The organism is Sphingobacterium multivorum (assembly GCF_900457465.1).
Lineage (GTDB): Bacteria > Bacteroidota > Bacteroidia > Sphingobacteriales > Sphingobacteriaceae > Sphingobacterium > Sphingobacterium multivorum.
In genome coordinates, this window is sequence record NZ_UAUU01000011.1 from 343919 (window position 1) to 365429 (window position 21511).

Below are 21511 nucleotides of genomic sequence, written 5' to 3' on the forward strand. Positions count from 1 at the left end.
TATTTATATAAATTTAATTAAAAAAACTTACTTGGGATTAATGAGTTCAAATAGTTCTTGATCATTAATCATCGGGATACCCAATTTTTCAGCCTTCGCTAGTTTGGACGGTCCCATTTTATCTCCTGCCACGAGATAGCTTAGTTTGGCAGAAATGGAAGATAACATCTTTCCGCCATTGCTTTCAATTACAGCTGCCAGCTCTTCACGTGAATGTTCTGCAAATACACCGGAAATCAGAAAAGTTTTCCCTTCAAGTGAATTGCTCGCCAGGATAATCTCCTTTTCCTCAATTTCGAAATTTAAGCCATAATTCCGCAGTGCAACAATCTGTTGTTGATGAATTGGATTGTCTAAGTATTCTTTGACGCTCTCCGCGATACGGCGTCCAATATCTTGTACTCCTTCGATTTCTTCTGTTGAGGCTTGGGCTAGCGCATCAATATTTTTGAAATGCTGCGCCAATTTTTTTGCAATTGTCTCGCCGACATGACGTATTCCAAGCGAAAACAAAACTTTTTCAAAGGGTTTTTCTTTGGATTTTTCAATGCCATTGAGCATGTTATCGATTGATTTTTGACCGAAACGTTCCAGTTGTTGTAGGTCATCTTGATGGTCTTTCAGGCCATAGATGTCAACGATGTTGTGTAGCAAACCTTTCTTGAAGAAAGTATCCACGGTCTCATCTCCCATTCCTTCGATATCCATCATTTTTCGTCCGATAAAATGTTGCATTTTGCCAACAATTTGCGGCGGACATCCAGTTTCATTCGGGCAGTAGTGTACTGCTTCCCCTTCTTGCCGTATAAGTACTGTGCCACATTCCGGACAGGAAGTCGGGTAGACAAAACTTGTCGATCCCGATAACCTTTTGTCGAGGTTTACCCCAATTATTTTAGGGATAATTTCGCCCCCTTTTTCCACAAAAACAGTGTCATCTTCGTGTAGGTCGAGACGTGCGATTTCATTTGCATTGTGTAAGGAAGCGCGTTTTACGGTTGTGCCTGCCAGCTGTACAGGTTGAAGATTGGCAACAGGTGTAACAGCGCCGGTACGTCCAACTTGATAACTAATCGAGTTAAGAATGGTTTCTACACGCTCGGCTTTGAATTTATAGGATATTGCCCAACGTGGATTTTTGGCCGTAAAGCCAAGCTCTTCCTGTTGTGCGTAATCATTTACTTTAATAACGATTCCATCAATTTCATATCCTAGGTTGTGACGTTCGACATCCCAATAGTCAATAAATGCAAAAACATCGGTTAATGTGCTGCATTTTCTGCTATGCTCGCTGACGTGGAATCCCCAGTCTTTGACATGGTTTAAGCTATTCCAATGATCGTGAAATAGATTTGTTCTGTTGTCGCAGTACAAAAAGTAAAGGAAACTGTCCAATGGGCGCTTGGCAACTTCAGCAGAATCTTGGAGTTTGATGGTTCCAGAAGCGAAATTTCTTGGGTTGGCATAGGTTTGCTCCTCATTATCGGCTCGTTCCTTATTCAGGCGGAGAAAAGCTGATTTATGCATAAATATTTCACCTCGTATTTCGAATTGATCTGGATAATCTCCTTCTTTGAGTTTGATCGGGATAGAACGAATCGTTTTAACGTTGTTGGTGACAACATCGCCTTGTGTACCATCCCCGCGTGTAACGGCTTTACTTAGTAAGCCATTTTCATAAGTCAAGCTGATGGATAAACCGTCAAATTTTAATTCACAAACATACTCGAACTGATCGCCGATGATTTTGCGGATCCGCTGGTCGAAGTCAAGTAATTCCTCCTGATTGTATGTGTTGCCCAATGAAAGCATTGGCCAGCGGTGTTTTTCCGTTTGAAATCGGGAGGTAATGTCTCCACCAATACGCTGTGTAGGGGAGTTGGGGTCGGCAAAGTTGGGATATTGAGCTTCCAGCGCTTCGAGTTCCTTTAATTTGAGGTCGAAGTCGTAGTCCGAAATAACACTGTTCGCCAATACATAGTATTGATAGTTATAATGGTTGAGCTCTGCCGTTAAGTCTTTTATCTTTTTTTCAATATCCATCACCAACATTTTGCAAAATTACAAATAAAAAGTACGTTTAAATAAAATAAATAAAGAATCTTGTTGTAATGACTGCTTTATTTTTAAAATGCGGTTTTCTGCATTTTGTGTTTTGGGAAAATAATATGCTATTTAAAATCCTCTGGATTTAGCTGTGAAAATTTATGTTTGTTATTTGTGTAAAAATCAATGATAATTGATTTTCTGTAATGCCCTTTTGTATTTTCTTTCGCCTTGTATTTTTTTCGTTTTTTAGCATTTTTGAAAATATTCAAGAAGAAATACTGATGCGCACGACTGATTGCCCAAGCATCCTTAGGTTTTCTGTCGATCAGAAACTTAGCAAGGGCAGCAAAGTCAAACCAAAGCCTGATGAAAATAATCCATATGGCTTTGCCTAACGGAAGGTTTTTTTGCAGCATGACCATATTATTCCTAAAATTGAGGTAAGTCTTTTTGGGATTACTTGCATTGAGGGTTCCTCCACCAACATGATAAACAACAGATTTAGGGCAATAACCTATGCCGTAGCCCATTTTCTTTAATCGCCAACACAGGTCGATTTCCTCCATATGAGCAAAGAAATCTTCATCAAGGCCATCTGCTTCCTTCCAGGCTTTTGAGCGAATAAAAAGCGCAGCTCCAGATGCCCAAAAGATCTCAGATTCCTTATCGTACTGTCCCGCATCATCTTCTACTTCATGTAGGATTCTCCCTTTACAGAAAGGAAAGCCAAAGTAATCCAGATAGCCACCGGCGGCTCCGGCATGTTCAAACTTCTGCTTGTCATGAAATGAACGTATTTTGGGCTGTGCTGCTGCCAGGGAAGGGTTTCTTTCCAAGTATTCAATCACGGGTTCAATCCAGTTTTGGCTCACTTCGACATCCGAATTCAGGAGTACATAGTAATCAGCGTCTACACGCTGCAGTATTTTGTTATAACCTCCTGCGAAGCCATAGTTTTTATCATTTTCAAGTATAGTAATCGTCGGATAGTACTGTTTCACAAATGAAATTGAATCATCATCGGAGGCATTGTCTCCAATGACAAATTCGACATTCGGATACGAACTGTTATATACGGATGGCAAAAATTTTTCCAGGAAAAATCGACCATTCCAATTGAGGATAACGACAGCTACTTTGGGTAATTTACTCATTTTCTACGTTTTCTTTTCCAGCGATTATGTGACCATAACCAATATTCTGGGTTTTCACGAATAAGCTGTTCAGCAAATTGATTGTGTATATCGGTAATTTCATGCTCGCCAAAGCCACTTGGATCTTCGATTAAAGTAACGAATTTACAGAAATACTGCCCTCTTTTGGGCTTTCTTCCGATATAACAATAGACCACAGGTGCTTTACTTATTCTAGAAAGTCTTTCGGCTCCTGTATAGACCAATGTTTCCTGATTTAGCCAATTAATAAAATAATCGGAATCCGAATACAGCGGTGTTTGATCCGCAACGAGTATACTGATATTGGGCTGGCCCTTCAACTTGACGATATGACGGAGTATTTGTTTCATTGGTACCATTTCGGCGCCAAACCGTCCCCGCATGTCATTGTACACCGTGTCAATGTCTTTGTTGTTGAGTGGTTTGTATACTATCAGTGTAGGGAAGTTTGTGATTAAACTCAAACGGTGAATACCAAGCTCCCAATTGGCATAATGTGAAGTCACCCCGATTACGTTTTTGCCTGCCTCGAGGTGTCTCGTCAGTTCTTCTACATCTTCCAAAGTCATCTTTTTCTTGACTTCCTCAGCCGTAATCGTTTTCAATTTGATCGATTCGACAAGGAGATCCGGGAAAAAACGGTAAAACTTTTTGGCAATAACCAGGCGTTCTTTATCCGTTTTTTCTGGAAAAGCATTCTTTAAGTTTTGAAATACAATATTCTTCCTATATCCAATCATATAGTATAGTATGTAATAAAGCCCATCGGAGATCAAATATAGAAACCAATAGGGGAGAAGAGAGATGATATAGATTAATGCGTTTAACGCTTTTTGTTTCATGCTATAGCTAAAATTCCCAGTGTTCTTTACAAATATCCTTAATTTAAGTTATTTTTGCGTCACTTATAACAAAAATCATCAGTTTTTATGGAATCGCAGTTATTACTTCCGGCATGTTATCTTCCACCAATATCTTATTTTCATACAATACAAGAGCATAATCTTCCTTTGTTCATCGAGAAATACGAGCATTTTCAAAAGCAGAGCTATCGTACGCGGGCACGCATTGCTTCAGCAAATGGTGTGCAGGATTTGATCGTACCCATTCAACATGGCAATAAAGAACGAGTTCCCATGAAAGATATTCGGATAAGTTATGAATTTAACTGGCAACGTTTACACTGGTTAAGTATACAGACCGCTTACCGGAGTTCTGCATATTTTGAGTATTATGAGGATGATTTTATACGGTTTTACGAAGGTAAATATGACTATCTCGTCGATTTTAATGTGGCCCAGCTGGAGCTTATTCTAAAATCAATCAAACTTAAACGAACCATAGGGTTTACAGAAGCGTATGTGGCCGAGCCGTTAGAAGCGATCGATTTCCGCAACCTTATACATCCCAAAAAAGAAAGCATATGGCCTGATCCAAAAGAATATTATCAGGTTTTCTCTGATAAAAATGGATTTTACCCAGATTTGAGTATTATCGATTTGTTGTTCAACCAAGGGCCGCAATCAAAAAGTTATCTATAGTCGGACGATTTTTTGAACAAAATGCGTTTAATATTGTTGTTATTCAATATTGAACGCATTTAAATGAAACAATTCTTTTTTACTTTTCTCCTTCTTTCTTTGTGTTGGAGCTCTATACGGGCTCAGGGCGGCGTTGATACGATACATTATCGAAAAGTTTACTATTGGGGTACAACCGGAATGGGTTTTCCGATCGGGAAAACCAAAGATATACTTTCGCCAAAGTTTTCGGGTAGTATTGGTTTAGATATATCCCTGAAAAATTCAATGTTTTTTGTATCCCCCACGCTTTATACACTTTCATTTAAGTACAAACAACCCTTAATTGATCCCGATTTCCAATACCGCATAGAAGATGCCAATACGAATTTCTATACTTTTTCATTCTCGGGCGGGATTAGGAAACAGATGCGTAGACTGAATATCTACGGTTTTGCTGGGCCTGGCGTTGGTCTGGCGAGTGAGCCGAGAGCGCGTGTGCTGGCAGATCAAAAGCTCGTCAAGATGGAGAATAAAAATCATCTGAATTTTTCCAGTAAATTGGGGGCTGGCGCAGATTACAAATTTAATGGCTTCTTTTTAGGGCTCGAGCTTGGTTATCTCCATAATTTTAGGAAGATACAGGATAGGCCTGTTAATATTTTTACCGTCATGATCGGGTTAAAATCCGATATCACGCAGATTGGAGACAAAGTCATTGACGTCATCGGTATAGACGGTTCCATCAGTGGTAAAAAAGACAAAAAATAAATTTATTGTTTTAAGACCTGAATGGTGTCTCCAACATGTGCTTCGGCGTCGCTTCCTGTTTTTTTAACTTTTTCCGTCTGTTCAACCGCTACCGCAAATGTGGAAGGCACAATGCCCGCGCCAAATTTAATGGCATAAAACTTGGTGAATTCTGCCCCAAAATACAATATCGCAGCCGAATAGTAGATCCATAATAACATGACAATTATCGATCCTGCGGCTCCATAAAAGCTGGCTGTGGAAGAGAGATTCAGATAGATTGAAATGCCGTACCGGCCTAACATGAAAAGTAAACCTGTAAAAATGGCTCCCCCGAGCATGTCTCTGAATTTTACTTTGGCATCGGGAAGGAAAGAAAAGATAAAGCCAAATAAAATGACAATGACCGAGAAAGTGATGCCTGTATTTACCCACGAGATAAGCGCAATGGGAATAAAGGGAAAATAGGTCATAACTAAATTGGTCACGGCAACGATAACTCCATTGATCATGAGTGAAGCAATTAGTAAAAAGCCCAAGGCGATCACGATGGAAAAAGAAATCAATCTATTGATGATTAATTTTAACCAGCCTTTTTTGGGTTTCGGTTTTACTTTCCAGATATTGTTTATGGAGTCTTGTATATCAACGAATAAGGTCGTAGAGGAGAGAATCAATGTAACAATACCTATCGTGATCCCCATATTGGATTTATTCTCGAAAGTTATCTTTTGAAGATAGGACTGGATCTGCGTTGTTACATCCTGTCCAAAAAGAACCATGACTTCCTCCAACACCTGATCCTGCGCCGAAGATCCACTCTGAAGATGTTCTCCGTAGAAGAAGCCGATACACCAGATCACAATCATAAGAAGTGGGCCGATGGAGAAGACGGTATAGTAAGCCAATGAAGCACTCTTCTTCATACATTTGTCATCATTGAATCCATTAAAGGCATCAACTAAGACATGCCAAATGTTTTTCCAGTAGGCGAGTGTAAATAAATCTCGTAGTGTAACGTGCTTCATAATAAGATGATCAGCCCCAATAATCGTGCAAATTGCTATTCTTGGTTTTGTTCCTGATACAATTTGTCGATTACGGCTTCGTTCTCTTTTAAAATAATTTTTCGTTTTAAACTCAATTTTGGTGTCAATTGACCGTCGTTGATTGTCCATTCCTTTGGAAGAAGAATAAATTTCTTGACAATTTCCCAATGCCCAAAGTTAGTAGATAATCGGTTAATTTCTTCCTGATATTTTTGGATTACTTCTGGATTTTTGATGATTTCTTCGTTTGAACCGCTGGTGATACCTTTTTGGCTTGCCCATTTGGACAGCACATCAAATGCAGGAACAATCAAGGCTCCAGGAAATTTTCTATTTTCTCCGAAAACCATGACTTGTCCGATTAAGGTAGATTCCATGAGTTTGTTTTCAATGGATTGGGGGGCAATATATTTACCACCTGCCGTCTTAAACATTTCCTTTTTTCGATCGGTTATTTTAAGGAAACCATCGGATGTTATTTCTCCGATGTCGCCTGTTTTGAAGAATCCATGATCGTCAAAAGCCTCTTTCGTGGCTTCTTCATTTTTATAATAGCCAGTCGTGATACTAGGACCTTTGACAAGGATTTCGCCATCTGAAGCAATTTTAACTTCTAAGTTTTTGAGGGGTTTCCCTACCGTCCCAAATTTCAATCCATTGGGTAAGTACGAGTTTACCGCAATTACGGGGGAGGTTTCAGTTAACCCATAACCTTCGAGCACTTTAAGTCCAGCAGCCCAGAATACACGCGCTAAACGTTCTTGAAGGGCAGCGCCACCTGACACGATAATTTTAATATTTCCGCCAAGAGCTTCTTGCCATTTGGAAAATATGAGTTTTCTAGCAATCGCAAGTTTGAGATTGTAAAGCGGTCCATTTCGTTCAGGTTCTTGAAATTTCAGGCCGAGATCAACAGCCCAGAAGAAAATTTTCTTTTTTAATCCCGTTAAGGCTTTCCCTTTTTCAATAATCTTATCGTATACTTTTTCCAGTACACGCGGTACTGTGGTGAAGACATCCGGTTTGACATCGTTGATATCGGCAACGACATTGTCTAAGGTTTCCGAAAAATAAATCTGAATTCCTTTCGAATAGTACATATATACTACCATGCGTTCAAAGATATGGCATAGCGGAAGAAAGCTTAGCGCCGTTTTGAAATCTGATCGGATGAGATGATTGCAGGCCAAGACGTTGCTGTATACATTTTTGTGGGACAAGTATACGCCTTTAGGGCGTCCTGTGGTACCTGAAGTGTAAATTAAGGTTAGCAGATCATCTTCTGTGACTGCATCACGAAGCGGAGCTAGATCAGTTGAGTCATCTTTTGCTGTTTCGATGAATGTTTTTAGCTGGGTATAATTTTCAATGGCATCAAAAGTATACAGTTGTGGGTGTATACCGTGCTCCCTGATCGCTTGTTCAATACGGTTTGTCAATTCGCTGTTGCTGACAAAGAGTACATTGACATCCGAGTCATTCACGATAAATGAAAGATCCTGTGCAGATAATGTGGGATAGAGGGGAACAGTTGCGAGACCGATTTGATTGCAGGCAAAATCAACTAAATTCCATTCGGGACGGTTGCCGGACATGATTCCGACCCGATCACCTTTTTTGAGGCCTAGTTTAAGTAACGCCCTGCTTAAGGTGTCAATCGCGTCGGTGTACTCTTTGGTAGAATACGTTTTCCACTGGCCGTTTCCATCTCGACCTGCCACCATGATGTCCTTTGCGTATTTTTCTTTATATAAGGTTATAAAGTCAAAAATTCTGCCCATATCACTTGAGTTTATTTGGTTACTACTACATGCTGTATTGATCTAAATATACAGAAATAAAGTTGGATAATTCGGGATTATTGTCATAACAAATTAAACATTGTTTCGTTATAGCTGTAGTGGATATTTACCCTATTGAAAAGGTCCTTCATAGGGGAAGTTCTGGTAAATAGTTTTTATGTGCACTGCAATATATTGCATATAAAAAGCAATTTATCTATGTTTGAAAAAAATGTAAAGCAAAAAAGCGTACGATTTTTATGAGAAAAATATTTTTGGCTGTCGGTGGAATACTGATGTTTGGAGCATTATCCAATAGAGCTATGGCTCAGTTGGACAATAAGGGTGCTATTGGTGGACGTTTTGGGTCTGCTCAGGGAATTACATATCGTCATACGCTTAACTCGGACCATGCATTGGAGGCTATCATGAGCATTCAGAGCAATTCTGATTTCCGCCGTTTCCGCGTTGTTGGTTTATATGAAATCTATAAACCATTGACTGGAGGATTCAATTGGTATTATGGTTTCGGTGGTAGCGTAGGCTCTTATAAAGAGAAAGATAAAATTATAGATGGTCAACGTCATTCGTTTGACTCACAACTCAATTTAAGTATCGACGGTATTGTTGGTATTGAATATAATATTCCCCAAGCTCCATTTCAGATCTCATTGGATGTAAAACCTTATTTCGATTTTCTAAACGAATCCAGTATCAAATTATTTGATCCGATCGGTTTTTCGGTAAGATATAAATTTTAAAAAAGAATAGCGGGAGACCCCGCTATTCTTTTTTAATTTTAATACTAGTACTTTCGTGTTATGCCATCCAGATTTTACCCAGCAATTCCTGTAAAAAGGTTTGTTCTTTGAGCGGACGGATTTCATAGATCTTTTTATTGCTCTTTCTGATCTGAACAGGGATTTCACGCACTAAACCATCTCGTGCCACCAGGAAGTTTAATGTTTCCCCCTCTTTGGCATGTTGAACAATGAAATCAATTTCCTTGTCTTTCACGTCGAGCCTGTTATTATTAATTGCAATCAGTTCGTCTTTTACATTCAATCCGGCGTCATACGCACCAGAGCCTTTTTCCACTGTTGCTACCGAAATTAACCCATCCACTTTGTTGGTCGTAATGCCGAATGTCAATGTGTTGTTATCAATATTGGTATCCACAATTTCGTAACCAACAAGATTAAAATAATCGTTATAATCCAGTTCTCCGTCCTGATGGGCAGCATTGAAAATGTCGTCTAACGACGTGCCTGCGATGCGTTCAGCAAGGCTTCTCAATTCATTTTCTTCAAATCCGCGATCAAGTTTTAGGTAGAACTCCTCATAAGCCTCACGGATAACATCATCCAATTTTAGTCGACCTTCTGTAGCAGCGATAATTTTAATATCCAATAATGCTGTCAGCATTGCCCCCTTGTTGTAATAGGAAATTCCTGAATTCATCGAATTTTCATCAGGCCTATAATATTTAATCCAGGTATCGAAACTTGAGGCTGCGGCAGACTGTATCGCATGACCCGGTCGGTTCAGTACAATATTGAAATCGTTAGCTAGCAAAGCGAGGTACTCTTTTTCATCATAAAATCCACAGCGTTTAATAATTAAATTATCATAATACGAAGTGAATCCTTCCATGATCCAGAGGCCTGTGGTATAGTTCTCGCCATCGTAATTAAACGGTCCTAATGCTTTTGGACGTAAGCGCTTGACATTCCATAAGTGAAAATATTCATGTGCAACGAGACTCAAATAGTTTTTGTAGCTTGTCTCATTTAAATACGCATTCCTCGACGCTCCCAATACTGTTGAATTGAGATGTTCTAGGCCTCCACCTCCAGATTGGTAATTGTGGGTAATAATGACATATCGCTCATTGGGGTTCGAACCCCAGATGCGGGTTTCCTCTTCGACGATACGTGTGATATCTTTCGTCAGACGGTCTTTATCATAACTACCACCTCCGACCATGGCGCATTCATGCTCGACACCGGCAGCTATGAATTTCCAGACATCTTGGTTACCCGCTTCGATGGGCGTATCGTATAATACGTCAAAATTTGGTGCATAAAACTTATGTTCTTCAATTTGTTCGAGTCCTGTTGATATACTTGCCCAAGAATCTTTTAGTGCTATGCTGACTGTTGAAGGACTGTCTATACGGCCATCGATATGAAAGAAAGTTGCCGTAGGCACAATAAAAGCATGATCACTATCGAAAAAGTTGGTACGCACAGAAACTTCAAAACCGTATACAGCGTAGATTACTTCGATTTGATCCAAAGATTCTGTGGGTATTCGCCAGGTATTTTTTGAAATTTTCTGATAGGAAATCGTATTTCCTGTTTTGTCAAATGATCGAAATCGTTCTACATTTTTAGCATATTCACGAATTAAATAAGATCCAGGAGACCAAACTGGCATTTTTAGATCGACATAAGGCTGGTTGAGCTTTGTGATGCTCATTTTTACTTCGATGTAATGAGCTTGTGCTTCTGAAAATGATACCTCAAAATGTATTTCGGGTATGTTGAAAGGGTCACTGTCCATGAAAGATGATTTTAGTATGAGCTTACAAAATTACAAGTATCGTACGCTTAACCAAACAAAAAAAAAGATTGTTGGTTCTACAATTATGAATCAGCTGCTTCCTGTCATCATTCTTTTAGTAGAAAAGAATGATGACAGGAAGCAGCTGATAGTATCCTCCAATATACATAAATTTATTTAAGAAATGAGGTATAATTCGATGGCAAAATTGCTGCTTTGGATAAAACGACGGTTTTAATTGGGCTGGGGAGATGAAGCAAAAAATCTGTTTTTTATCAGAATTTTTGCTAAGTTTGATACAGTAGTTTATAGGGGGAAAATAATCAAGAATTTGTATGATCTTAGTTGTTGATAGCGGCTCTTCAAAGTCGGATTGGAAGTTGGAATTGCCAGATAGTGCGCCTATCTCATTCAGTACAAATGGACTTAATCCTTTTTTTGTGAATGAAAAGGAAATCACACGTGTTATTAAGGAAATACCCGAAATTATTCCCTATGCCGATGAAGTTACTGAGTTGTATTTTTTTGGTGCGGGATGCATTACGCCCGATCGTCGGGAAATGGTTTCAAATGCATTGACACCCTTATTCGAAAACGCTTACATTTCTGTTGAGAACGATCTTTTTGGTAGTGCCTTAGCGACCTGTGGTAATAAAAAAGGTTATGTAGCGACATTGGGGACGGGGTCTGATTTGAGTTTTTTTGACGGGGAGGAGCTTATGCCCTCACATAATGGAAATGGCTACGTATTAGGTGATGAGGGGTCGGGGGCATATTTTGGAAAAAACCTGGTCAGGCTTTTCCTATATGGCCGTATGCCGAAAGATCTGAACGAAAAATTTGCGAACAAATACAGAATCAATAAAGAGATTGTCATCAAAAATGTTTATCAAAAAGAACGTCCAAATGCTTTCTTAGCATCTTTTGCGCCGTTCATGTCCGATAATATTACCCATCCCTATATTATAGATCTGGTAAAGAGTGGATTCGAAGAATTTGTTCAAGCTTCGATTTTGACCTATCCAGACTATAATAAATATGCATGTCACTTTGTGGGTTCTATTGCGTATAGTTTTGATTTAATCTTGCGGGAAGTCTGTGAAGCACATCAGATACAGGTAGGGACCATTTTAAAATCTCCTATCAACGAGCTTTTTGATGCGGTATTGGAAAGAGAAAGTAATTCATTGTTAAGTCTTTAAAATAATTAAATATGATTATTGCAACTATTATGGTGTATATGTCAATGTTATTTGGCAATCCCAACTTTTATGATTTTAAGTTTACGACACTTGAAGGGCAAGAAGTGAAAATGTCCGATTTCAAGGGGAAGAAAATATTGATCGTGAATACTGCCTCAAAATGTGGTTTCACAAAACAGTACAAAGATTTGGAGGAATTGCACAAGACCTATGGCAATAAGCTCGTTATTATTGGCTTTCCGGCAAATAATTTTGGACAACAGGAACCGGGTTCAAATGCGCAGATTCAAGAGTTTTGTGAACAAAATTATGGTGTTGATTTTTTAATGGCCGAAAAGGTCGATGTAAAAGGAGATCAAATTTCACCCTTGTTTAAATATTTGACCGCTCAGGAGAACCCAGATTTTAAAGGTGATATCAAATGGAACTTTGAAAAGTTTTTGATTGATGAGAACGGCAAACTTGTCCATCGTTTCCGTTCTGCGACGAATCCGCTGGACCCTGCTATTGTAAACTGGGTGGAAAACAAGAAATAGTAAAAATAACAAAGTAAAAAAGCTGCAAAATCTGCAGCTTTTTTACTTTGTTATTGTCCAGTTGATCCGAAGGCTCCTGGTTTTGCCATAAACCGGGACAAGGCTCTATTTGATGGGTTTGGCTTTCGTTTATTTATTAAACTTTTGCCTATTTGATGTAAGCCGTTGCCTATTCAATGTAAGCATCGTACAGGGCGCTAATGCAGTCTTCAAGCAAAGGGTTGAAGTCATCGCTGTCGGGAATATTGCAGCCGTTTGTAATGACAATAAAGCCATATTTCTTTGCAGGGTTGAAAAATAGTGCACTATAAAGCCCGTAAGCCGAACCCGTATGGCCTGTCAAAGTAATCCCCGGTATAATTTTAGAATTATTCATCATAGCTAATCCATAGCCCGATTCCTTATTTACAGCGGTCTGCATAATCTTCGCATACTTTTTATCGATGATGTTTTTTCCCTGACTATGGCCGTAATTCATATGCATCATCATATATTTAGCTAAATCTAAGGCAGATATTTTCATTCCACCTGTCGGAGAGAGCACAGGAGTGCTATAGCCCAAGATGTACTGATTGAGTTCCTCCCGACGTGGATTATAGGCACTGGGTTCTTCATGCGGTGTACCTTTAGCATCAAAGGAATATAAAGGAACAAATCTTCTTTGGTCCAAAGAGTCGATACAATAACCACCATATAGGTTGAGCGGTTTGAGGATATGGTTAACAATATAGCTGTCGACGCGTGTATTGGTCAGTTTCTCCAGAACAGCTCCTGCCATATTAAAATTGAGATTACAATATTGGTATTGTGTGCCGGGTTCATAAAGATTGTAGGAATCTTTCCAATTGGGGTTCTTGGATGGATTGATGACATCTAGGTTGAAGTAACCGTTTTTATCATTGATACTGGAGGTATGGGAAAGGATCATCCGGACGGTGATTTTTTTGCCTGGAAAATTCGGATTTCTGATTGGGAAACCTATCAAATCCCCGAAGTCGTCGTCGAGTTTGCATCGGCCATCCGCTATTAATTGCATCAATGATGTTGCGGTGAATGACTTTGAAATCGAAGCAATCCGAAAGAGGTCATTTTCTCCGAGAGGCGTTTTGGTTTCCAAGTTTTTGTAACCATAATTTTTGTGATACTCAATTTTATTGTTTTTGACGACGACCACACTGAGCCCTACGGCATTATAGCGACGCATAATTTCTGTAAGATCATGATCAACCTGTGTGTGCTGGCCAAGCAAAACTGTGGGAACGAATAGATAAATAAAGACGGCGAGTAGGAGCTTATACTTTCTCATTGGATTGATTAGTTGGGATGTTAGTTCTGGTATAAATGTAGGAAATACTGATGAATAATAGAAATAGTTACAATGAATCCGTGCAGCATATCATAGTTGCTATACAGCTCAATCATGCTTTATTAGCGTAATAAACTATTTTTATTTAAAACTATTCTAAACAATAAAATAATATCGTATGTTTGCGCCGACAAATAATTTTTACGAACTCACAATTTATTAACATGAAAAGAACTTTTCTAGGACTTGTTTTAAGTCTAGGATTAGTAGGAGCAATTCATTTGGATGCATCGGCGCAAAGTAAGGGGATACATGGCCGTGTTAAAACCAAAGATGGTGCACCAATTGAATCGGCTACAGTAACCATAGTTTCTTTAGGTAGGTCTACTTCGACTTCAGGTGATGGAAGCTTCCATTTCTCTAATCTTCCGGATGGAACCTATACTATTCGGATCAAAAGTATCGGAAATGGAGTCGAGGAGCGTACTATAGAGGTTAAAAATGGAAAGGCGATGGCCGTGAATGTTGCTTTGAATATTTCTGAATCTCAATTGGAACAAGTGGAAGTCGTGGGCTACAACTCGCACAACAGCAAAACAGTGAATGTGGGTAAAGCAGGGATTATTGACCGGGATTTGCCGCAGAGTGTACAAATTATAAACGAACAGGTAATTGCGGATCAACAGGTTAATCGCCTGAGCGACGCGCTAAAAAATGCAAACGGTGTCGCGATGGGAGCGAACCGTGGTGGGGTCAACGAAAATTTTTACGCAAGGGGCTATAGCTTAGGCGGAAATAATATATTTAAGAATGGCGCGCGAACCAATAATGGAGGTTCGATTGAGGCGAGCACCTTAGAATCTGTCGAGATTTTAAAAGGAAGTTCTGCTTTGTTGTATGGCGGTGTATCTGGTGGGGCCGTTGTAAACCTAGTGACGAAAAAGCCTAAATTTTATTATGGAGGCGAAGCGTCAATGCGTGTAGGAAGTTATGACTTTTATAAACCAACAGTAGATGTGTATGGTCCAATCTCCAATAAGGTTGCATTCCGGGTTATCGGAACTTATGAAAAAGCGAGTAGCTTTAGGGATCAGGTCACATCAAAACGTACATATGTAAATCCTTCTGTTTTATATAAAATATCCGATAAAACTGATCTCAACTTTACAGTCGATTACTTAAAAAGTGATTTTACGCCGGACTTTGGAATGGGGACCGTGGATGGTAAGTTGAATAATGAAGTTGGAAGAAACACTTTTATGAATGTGCCTTTTGCTTTCAACAGAACAAATACCTCAAACGGGCAGATCAATTTGAACCATAAGTTTAATGATTCATGGAATTTAAACGCAATAGCAAGTTACCAAACCTACGATCGTGATTACTATGGATCAGATCGGATTCAAGCGAATAAAAATGGAATTGCTCCACGGAATTTAACCCGATCCAAATCAAATGAGTTTACAGCCAATCAGCAATTGAATCTAACAGGAACTGTAAAAACAGGGGCGATCAAGCATAAGATCTTGGTGGGAGCAGATGCCGATCAGTCGCATTCAAATGCGTATGCCTATAAAATTGATGCATCTAAAAATGTGGGCGGTGTATACGATTCTATTTATGTCTTTAATCCCTCGCAAACTGCGCAGCATTTGGCTTCGGGAAATGGACTTCGGACAGATATGCCACAAGCGGATTTATTGACCAAAACAACGACGGATATCTTTCGTTATGGCGTATTTTTTCAGGACCTAATAGAAGTTACTGAACAATTTAAAGTGTTGGCTGGTATTCGCTACACGTATCAGCGTACACCTAATTCGGAAAAGTATACTTATGCGACGAATCAATCGGAAGAGATTATTAATCTAGATGGTCAAAAAAATCCGATTGGAGCAAAAGTGGATAAAGCATGGTCGCCTAAATTTGGATTGATCTATCAGCCGATCCGCTCATCAAGTGTCTATGTCACTTATGCAAATAACTTTACATCGAATTCGGGATATGATGTGAATTACCAACCGATGGCTCCCTCTATCATCGATCAGTATGAGGCCGGTGTGAAAAATGACTTTTTCAACGGTAGGTTATCCGCAAATGTTGCTTGGTATAGAATTAACAACAATCGCTTTGCCCAACAGTTATTGGTGCTTCCGAATGGAACAAGCAATAGCGATGCAAATATGAAAGAATTTTCTGGAAAGACGGCTTCAAGCGGATTGGAAGTTGATGTTACTGGAACCTTACTCCCAGGACTGAATGTAATTGCAGGTTATTCCTACAATTATATGCGTTATACCGAAACCAATCCGATTTCAAGTTATACAACCATCGTTGATGGTAAGGAGAAAGTGACTGAAATTTCTGGGAACGAAGAAAATGTACGTCTGGTAGGAACCACAGCACATACGGCTAATGGGACCGTGTTTTATACCATTCAAAATGGGACAGTTAAAGGACTGAAATTAGGTTTTTCCGCATTTTATACAGGTCGACGTAATGCAGGTTGGAATAATACTAAGATCAATGTACGCGATGGCCTCAATCGTCTGATCTCTGTTAGTCCATTTACGACCATAGATTTCTCCGCTGGTTATGCTTATAAAAACTGGAGTATTTTGGGTAAATTATCCAATATTACCAACGCGTTTAATTATTATATCCATGAAAACTATAGTGTGAATCCGATTCCACCGCGTAGTTTTATGGCAACGCTAGCGTATAAATTCGAGAAGAGGTAATATTGCTCTTCGATCCAAAAAAAAGGAGTCAGCAACATGCTGACTCCTTTTTTTATGCTGGAATTTCAATAGATGCCCCTTTAGGACGCATTGAAATCAATATACTCTTTCTGGATACAGGCTATAAATTCGCCTAATGCACTGTTTTTACTTTTTATATTAGAGACCAGGATCACTTCTGTTTTGCTATCCATATCTTCAAGCTTCATGATTTTTAGGTTTAAATGCGGGTATTGTTTGATGGTGGAATAGGGGACGACTGCCAGGCCCAACCCCTGTGCTACCAACTCAAGGATGGAAGACATCGAATTGCTCTGGTGTACAATTTTAGGTTCGAAGCCCATGCGATTACAGGTGTTAATAACAAGCCGGTGATATTCGGAGGCGTATTTCTGATTGAAAGAAATGAAACTTTCATTAAAAAAGTTGATCGCATTAAATTCCACCTGTGAAGGACCTACAATCACCATAGGGTCTTCGAAAAGAGGAGTGGTCAGCAATTCATTTGAATAAATTGGAGCGCGCATGATGCCTAGATCCAATTTTCCATTTTCCAACGCCAGCTTTTGCTTCTGTGTCGAAGTTTCAAAAAGACTAACCCTTAAGTATGGAAACTTTTGTTGAATTTGCTTCAATACTGTAGCAAGCATCTTTTTTGGTGTTGAACTGATATAGCCTAGTTTGAATTCTCCGGAGATATTGTTGTGAATCTGTTTGGTGATCGTTTTGCTGTGCTCTATGTTCTGCAGAATCTCTAACACTTCCTCCAAAAAGTATTTACCTGCTTCAGTTAGCTCGACACGTTTGTTGGTCCGGAAGAAAAGAATAACACCCAATTCGTCTTCTAGATCTTTAATCTGCCGGCTTAATGGGGGCTGGGACATAAATAAGCGTTCTGCTGCTCGGCCAAAATGAAGCTCTTCGGCTACTGTTTTGAAATAAATGAGATGTCGGATTTCCATCGATACTTTTTTGGTATGAATTGATGACAAAATAAATATTTTTAATGAATTCCAGTTAGTCCTACCTTTAAATTATTAAAAATTAATGGATGAAATGCCCGATGGACTGTAAGATACAGCTGTAGGGGGAATCTATCTGAACTTTAGAGCATAAACAATTTAGAGATGAACAAAGCTACACCACAGGAGATTGAAACACGGTTTGACAATGATGTCGAACGGTTCTCAAATTTAGAAACAGGTCAAGCAACCACATTGGATGCGGTATGGAATATGGAGCTTATTACGGATGCCATTGTCAGTCTTTATCCAAACGCTCAAAATATATTGGACATTGGATGTGGGGCTGGCAATTACGACGTAAAACTATTGCAAAAATTGGAGTCTAATCCAAATGTTAGTCTGTTGGACCTGAGCCAGCCCATGTTAAATAGGGCAAAGGAACGCGTTGGAAAATTGACCAACGGAGAAATTCATTTGATTAAAGGCGACTTTCGTACTGCTGCTTTGGAAGAAGACAAATTTGATGTCATCATCGCAACATCCGTTTTACATCATCTTCGAGATGATAAAGATTGGGAAAATGCGTTTGGCAAGCTGTTCCGCTTATTGAGAAACGGGGGAAGTGTGTGGATTTTTGATTTGATTGAGCAAAATAATGAACAGCTTCAAAAATTAATTTATAGAGAAAAATATGGTGAATACTTAACTAGCCTGAAGGATGAACAGTACCGTGATCATGTTTTTGACTATATTGAACACGAGGATACACCAAGATCGCTGATTTATCAACTCAACTTATTGACACAAGTTGGCTTTAAAAATGTTGATGTTTTACATAAAAACCTTTGTTTTGCTTCTTATATGGGATTCAAATAGGCGCTGGAAAAAAGTGTAAAATAAATAAGGCGATACGGGGAGTATCGCCATAAAATCACACTAACTATTAAAAAACCTATAGGACTAGGAATTTACAAATTCAATAAACCAATGTATGTCTCATCCCACGCTCCTCTACTTTTATTCCTCGTCACATGCGAGATGTCAAATAAATAATAAAATGTAATTATTAAGGTCAATACTTTAAAAAAATCAAGTATTTCCATTGGTTTACGTAAAGATATGTCTTTATTTTTTAAATACAAATAAAAATGATGAAAATTGAAAAATTATTATTATTTGACCGTTTTTAAGAATTCTTCCCAGGCGATCTGATCTGTTTTGAAGGTCAAATCTTCCGTTAACACCGATTCAATCGGTACCCATCGAAAAGACTGAAGCTTATTATCTTCAGGTTTCTGATCAGGATCGAAGTCAAAGGCTTTGGTAGTCGTTCTGATCTGAATAGCTGAGGTATTCTTGACCTGATAGTAAATCGATATGATTTGGCTATCGTTAAAACTTGATTTCTCATAAAAGTCTGTGGTGTAAATATGTTTAACCACAGCAATGTCAAAAGCACATTCTTCCTGATACTCCCGGATCAAAGCATCCAATAAGCCTTCCCCGTATTCTAAGCCCCCACCAGGGAATTTGGTAAATGAAACATTTTCCGTTCTTTCGTCGCTGATCAATACCTCTTGATTTTCATTGATCAATATTCCGTACACTCTTACGTTAAATGGAAACATGGATTAATTATGTTTGTATATATTTTAGTTTCTGTCTTTTACAGTGGCATAAAACCATTGTCTACTGCAAATTCATCCAATCCGATATAAGAATAATGTCTCGGAAGAAACCAGCCAATTGCTTCCATGATGTTGGTGAATTCTTTTTCAGTCCTGAATTGGTTCGCAGCGATATTGAATGCCAAATCTTGTGAAGCATTTTCTTCATCTTTATAATTACGCGCAATGAGCATCACCTTTGCATTCTTTACGCCATAATAATCTAAAAATTCACGTAATTGGTTGCGGACAGCCTGTGGAAGAATGGTCTCGGCAGGTTGCCCCACTAATATTTCTTCATCTTGACCGATAATCGTTTGTTCATTTTTCTTTGAGAAAACACTTTCATCTGTATAAAACTCTCCGTTTAAAAAGTAGTTAACTAAGTCGCCGTAGGTGAATACCCAGTCGGGGTTTTCATTTTGTGTATTGATAGCAATACCAAAACCTTTTGGCAACACGTAATCCTTCAGCCGATTTTTAATGACAAAGGCCTGAAAGTTCTGATCTTTCGGAACACTTTCGAGTTGAAAATAGGGGAACCCATCAGGACCAACAACCACTTCTGTTTCTGCTAATTTTAAGGTGCATTCAGCAATATTAGCCAGAAAAATATCACGCCACTCTTCATCCCGCTCTTCAAAGGGAACTTCCATCAGGCTATTTATTATAATCGTTTTTTCCAGGTCTCCCAAACGATTATCATTCGCATTGTTGCTATCGTCAAATAAATGTATTGTACTCATCTCGGATTGTGATTTTTTGATTTGCTGGTAAAAGTAAAAGAATATTTATTAATTAACGACGTTTTCTTGATTTCGAGCCGCCTTTTCGTTGATTGTTTTGGCTGCTAGAACGCATTTTCTCCCAACTCAATAAATAAGGATGTTGATCGTCAATTTTAATTTGCCGTTTTAAGGATAACTGTAATTTTATCCACTTTTCATTGTCCTCCGCATCGCAAAAGGTAAATGCTTTTCCCTCTGCTTCCGAACGACCTGTTCGACCGATTCGATGCGTATAGAGCTCGGCGGAATCCGGAATTTCGTAGTTGATGATAGCTTCTAGGTCCGGAAAATCTACCCCTCGAGCCAAAAGGTCCGTCGCAATTAATACACGTACCTCTTTTTGTCTGAATTTAGCAATAATCTCTTCTCGTTTTTGCTGCGCTATATCGCCATATAATGCCGAGCAAGAAATGCCATTTCGATCTAAATCTGTTGCGATGCGTTCGACAGCATGAACTGTTCGCGTGAAAACGATTACTTGCTGTGCAATACGGTTTTCAAGGAGATAACGCAGAAGGGTCTTTTTATCATTTTTATCAACATAGAGGACAGATTCTTCTATTTGACCCTTTTTGGCCGTTGTTTCTAGGTTGATCTCAACAGGGGTATTTAATCTTTTTCGAACAATTTTTTCGATTTCAGGGGTTTTCGTAGCTGAACTGAAAATGGTTTGTCTCTTAGCAGGCAATGTGCTGATGATTTTATTGATTTCTTTCGTGAAACCGAGATCTAACAATTGATCGAATTCATCGATCACCAGGATATCTATCGTTTTTAGATCGATAATGCCTTGTTCAATAAAATCCAGCAAACGTCCTGGAGTCGCAAGGACCATCTGGGCTTTCGGATAAACGTCGAGTTGACTTTCATAAGTTCCGCCACCATAGAAGCTGGCGATAGTCAACTCCATTCCATCGATAAGCCCCGATATGCGCTGTTTGGTCTGTATACAAAGTTCCCGTGTAGGAAGGAGTATAAGGACCGATAAGTGATCTGGGGTAATCTTGGTTCGTAAGCGCTGAATAATAGGGACGGCGAAAGCCTCCGTTTTTCCCGTGCCGGTTGGGGCAATCGCCAAACAGTCTCTACCTTCTAAAATGGCGGGGATAGCTATTTCTTGAATAGGTGTAAGCGAAGAAAGCTTTTGTTTTTCAAGATTAGCGATAAGGATTTTATCGAGTTTAAGTGCTGAAAAATTCAAAATAATGAATGTAAAACCCAAAAATAAAAATTAAAAAGGACAATGGTGTTTTTGCCTGCTGATTGGAATTAAAAATCTGTAAAAATTAGGATTTTTTGTCAAAAAGTACTAATTTGAGAAATTAGAATATTCTATTTCAAATCTGAATTATTGATTATCAATTTATTTGATAAACACCAATTATATAGAATAATATTTTTGTTAAATTTGTTGAAA

General features: G+C 38.8%; 18 protein-coding genes. 7 read left to right on the plus strand and 11 right to left on the minus strand.

The window, feature by feature from the left end:
• Window positions 1-27: 27 nt before the first annotated feature.
• The 3 genes from ligA to DTA23_RS18470 form a co-directional block, all read right to left on the minus strand.
• On the minus strand, window positions 28-2052 hold the full coding sequence (gene ligA, locus DTA23_RS18460; RefSeq protein WP_112375610.1) for an NAD-dependent DNA ligase LigA: 2025 nt from the start codon (window positions 2050-2052) through the stop codon (window positions 28-30).
• A 119-nt stretch (window positions 2053-2171) separates the two neighbouring features.
• Window positions 2172-3203 carry a glycosyltransferase family 2 protein gene (locus tag DTA23_RS18465; protein WP_070566056.1) on the minus strand — a complete coding sequence of 344 codons (1032 nt, stop codon included), beginning with the start codon at window positions 3201-3203 and terminating at the stop codon, window positions 2172-2174.
• Window positions 3200-4066 carry a lysophospholipid acyltransferase family protein gene (locus tag DTA23_RS18470; RefSeq protein WP_046671746.1) on the minus strand — a complete coding sequence of 289 codons (867 nt, stop codon included), beginning with the start codon at window positions 4064-4066 and terminating at the stop codon, window positions 3200-3202. The genes DTA23_RS18465 and DTA23_RS18470 overlap by 4 nt, the downstream gene beginning before the upstream one ends.
• Window positions 4067-4153: 87 nt before the next feature.
• Here DTA23_RS18470 and DTA23_RS18475 point away from each other — a divergent pair, with 87 nt between their 5' ends.
• Together DTA23_RS18475 and DTA23_RS18480 are read left to right on the plus strand one after the other, a co-directional pair.
• Window positions 4154-4765 carry a WbqC family protein gene (locus DTA23_RS18475; protein ID WP_070566052.1) on the plus strand — a complete coding sequence of 204 codons (612 nt, stop codon included), beginning with the start codon at window positions 4154-4156 and terminating at the stop codon, window positions 4763-4765.
• A 63-nt stretch (window positions 4766-4828) separates the two neighbouring features.
• The gene (locus DTA23_RS18480; RefSeq protein WP_112375611.1) at window positions 4829-5515 is read left to right on the plus strand and encodes a hypothetical protein; all 687 of its coding nucleotides are present in this window, start codon (window positions 4829-4831) and stop codon (window positions 5513-5515) included.
• Between the two features lie 2 nt (window positions 5516-5517).
• Here the strand turns inward: DTA23_RS18480 and DTA23_RS18485 are convergent, their stop codons facing one another.
• A complete protein-coding gene (locus DTA23_RS18485) occupies window positions 5518-6522 on the minus strand; it encodes a YihY/virulence factor BrkB family protein (protein ID WP_070566046.1) in 1005 nt (334 codons plus the stop codon).
• 35 nt (window positions 6523-6557) lie between these two features.
• Window positions 6558-8324 carry an AMP-dependent synthetase/ligase gene (locus DTA23_RS18490; protein WP_112375612.1) on the minus strand — a complete coding sequence of 589 codons (1767 nt, stop codon included), beginning with the start codon at window positions 8322-8324 and terminating at the stop codon, window positions 6558-6560.
• Between the two features lie 260 nt (window positions 8325-8584).
• Between DTA23_RS18490 and DTA23_RS18495 the strand changes: the two genes are divergently transcribed.
• A complete protein-coding gene (locus DTA23_RS18495) occupies window positions 8585-9085 on the plus strand; it encodes a hypothetical protein (RefSeq protein ID WP_112375613.1) in 501 nt (166 codons plus the stop codon).
• Between the two features lie 58 nt (window positions 9086-9143).
• Here the strand turns inward: DTA23_RS18495 and DTA23_RS18500 are convergent, their stop codons facing one another.
• Entirely contained in the window at window positions 9144-10889 is a 1746-nt protein-coding gene (locus DTA23_RS18500) for a M61 family metallopeptidase (RefSeq protein ID WP_112375614.1), read from the minus strand.
• 335 nt (window positions 10890-11224) lie between these two features.
• Between DTA23_RS18500 and DTA23_RS18510 the strand changes: the two genes are divergently transcribed.
• Together DTA23_RS18510 and DTA23_RS18515 are read left to right on the plus strand one after the other, a co-directional pair.
• Complete coding sequence (locus DTA23_RS18510; RefSeq protein WP_070566035.1) at window positions 11225-12091, plus strand: N-acetylglucosamine kinase; 867 nt, start codon at window positions 11225-11227, stop codon at window positions 12089-12091.
• An 11-nt stretch (window positions 12092-12102) separates the two neighbouring features.
• On the plus strand, window positions 12103-12627 hold the full coding sequence (locus tag DTA23_RS18515; RefSeq protein ID WP_070566033.1) for a glutathione peroxidase: 525 nt from the start codon (window positions 12103-12105) through the stop codon (window positions 12625-12627).
• Window positions 12628-12796: 169 nt separating this feature from the next.
• Here the strand turns inward: DTA23_RS18515 and DTA23_RS18520 are convergent, their stop codons facing one another.
• Window positions 12797-13933 carry a serine hydrolase domain-containing protein gene (locus DTA23_RS18520; RefSeq protein WP_070566031.1) on the minus strand — a complete coding sequence of 379 codons (1137 nt, stop codon included), beginning with the start codon at window positions 13931-13933 and terminating at the stop codon, window positions 12797-12799.
• A gap of 224 nt (window positions 13934-14157) precedes the next feature.
• Here DTA23_RS18520 and DTA23_RS18525 point away from each other — a divergent pair, with 224 nt between their 5' ends.
• A complete protein-coding gene (locus DTA23_RS18525) occupies window positions 14158-16674 on the plus strand; it encodes a TonB-dependent receptor (RefSeq protein WP_112375615.1) in 2517 nt (838 codons plus the stop codon).
• Window positions 16675-16754: 80 nt separating this feature from the next.
• Here the strand turns inward: DTA23_RS18525 and DTA23_RS18530 are convergent, their stop codons facing one another.
• Complete coding sequence (locus tag DTA23_RS18530) at window positions 16755-17666, minus strand: LysR family transcriptional regulator (RefSeq protein WP_236560271.1); 912 nt, start codon at window positions 17664-17666, stop codon at window positions 16755-16757.
• Between the two features lie 135 nt (window positions 17667-17801).
• On the opposite strand from DTA23_RS18530, the gene DTA23_RS18535 reads away from it, so the two are divergent.
• A complete protein-coding gene (locus DTA23_RS18535; RefSeq protein WP_112375616.1) occupies window positions 17802-18515 on the plus strand; it encodes a class I SAM-dependent methyltransferase in 714 nt (237 codons plus the stop codon).
• A 296-nt stretch (window positions 18516-18811) separates the two neighbouring features.
• Here DTA23_RS18535 and DTA23_RS18540 read toward each other — a convergent pair whose 3' ends face one another.
• Genes DTA23_RS18540 through DTA23_RS18550 form a run of 3 tightly spaced genes read right to left on the minus strand, consistent with a single transcriptional unit; the run spans window position 18812 to window position 21295 of the window.
• A complete protein-coding gene (locus DTA23_RS18540) occupies window positions 18812-19267 on the minus strand; it encodes an NUDIX domain-containing protein (protein ID WP_046671830.1) in 456 nt (151 codons plus the stop codon).
• A 38-nt stretch (window positions 19268-19305) separates the two neighbouring features.
• On the minus strand, window positions 19306-20052 hold the full coding sequence (locus tag DTA23_RS18545; RefSeq protein ID WP_112375617.1) for a hypothetical protein: 747 nt from the start codon (window positions 20050-20052) through the stop codon (window positions 19306-19308).
• Window positions 20053-20104: 52 nt separating this feature from the next.
• The gene (locus DTA23_RS18550; protein WP_172462455.1) at window positions 20105-21295 is read right to left on the minus strand and encodes a DEAD/DEAH box helicase; all 1191 of its coding nucleotides are present in this window, start codon (window positions 21293-21295) and stop codon (window positions 20105-20107) included.
• Between the last annotated feature and the right edge of the window lie 216 nt (window positions 21296-21511).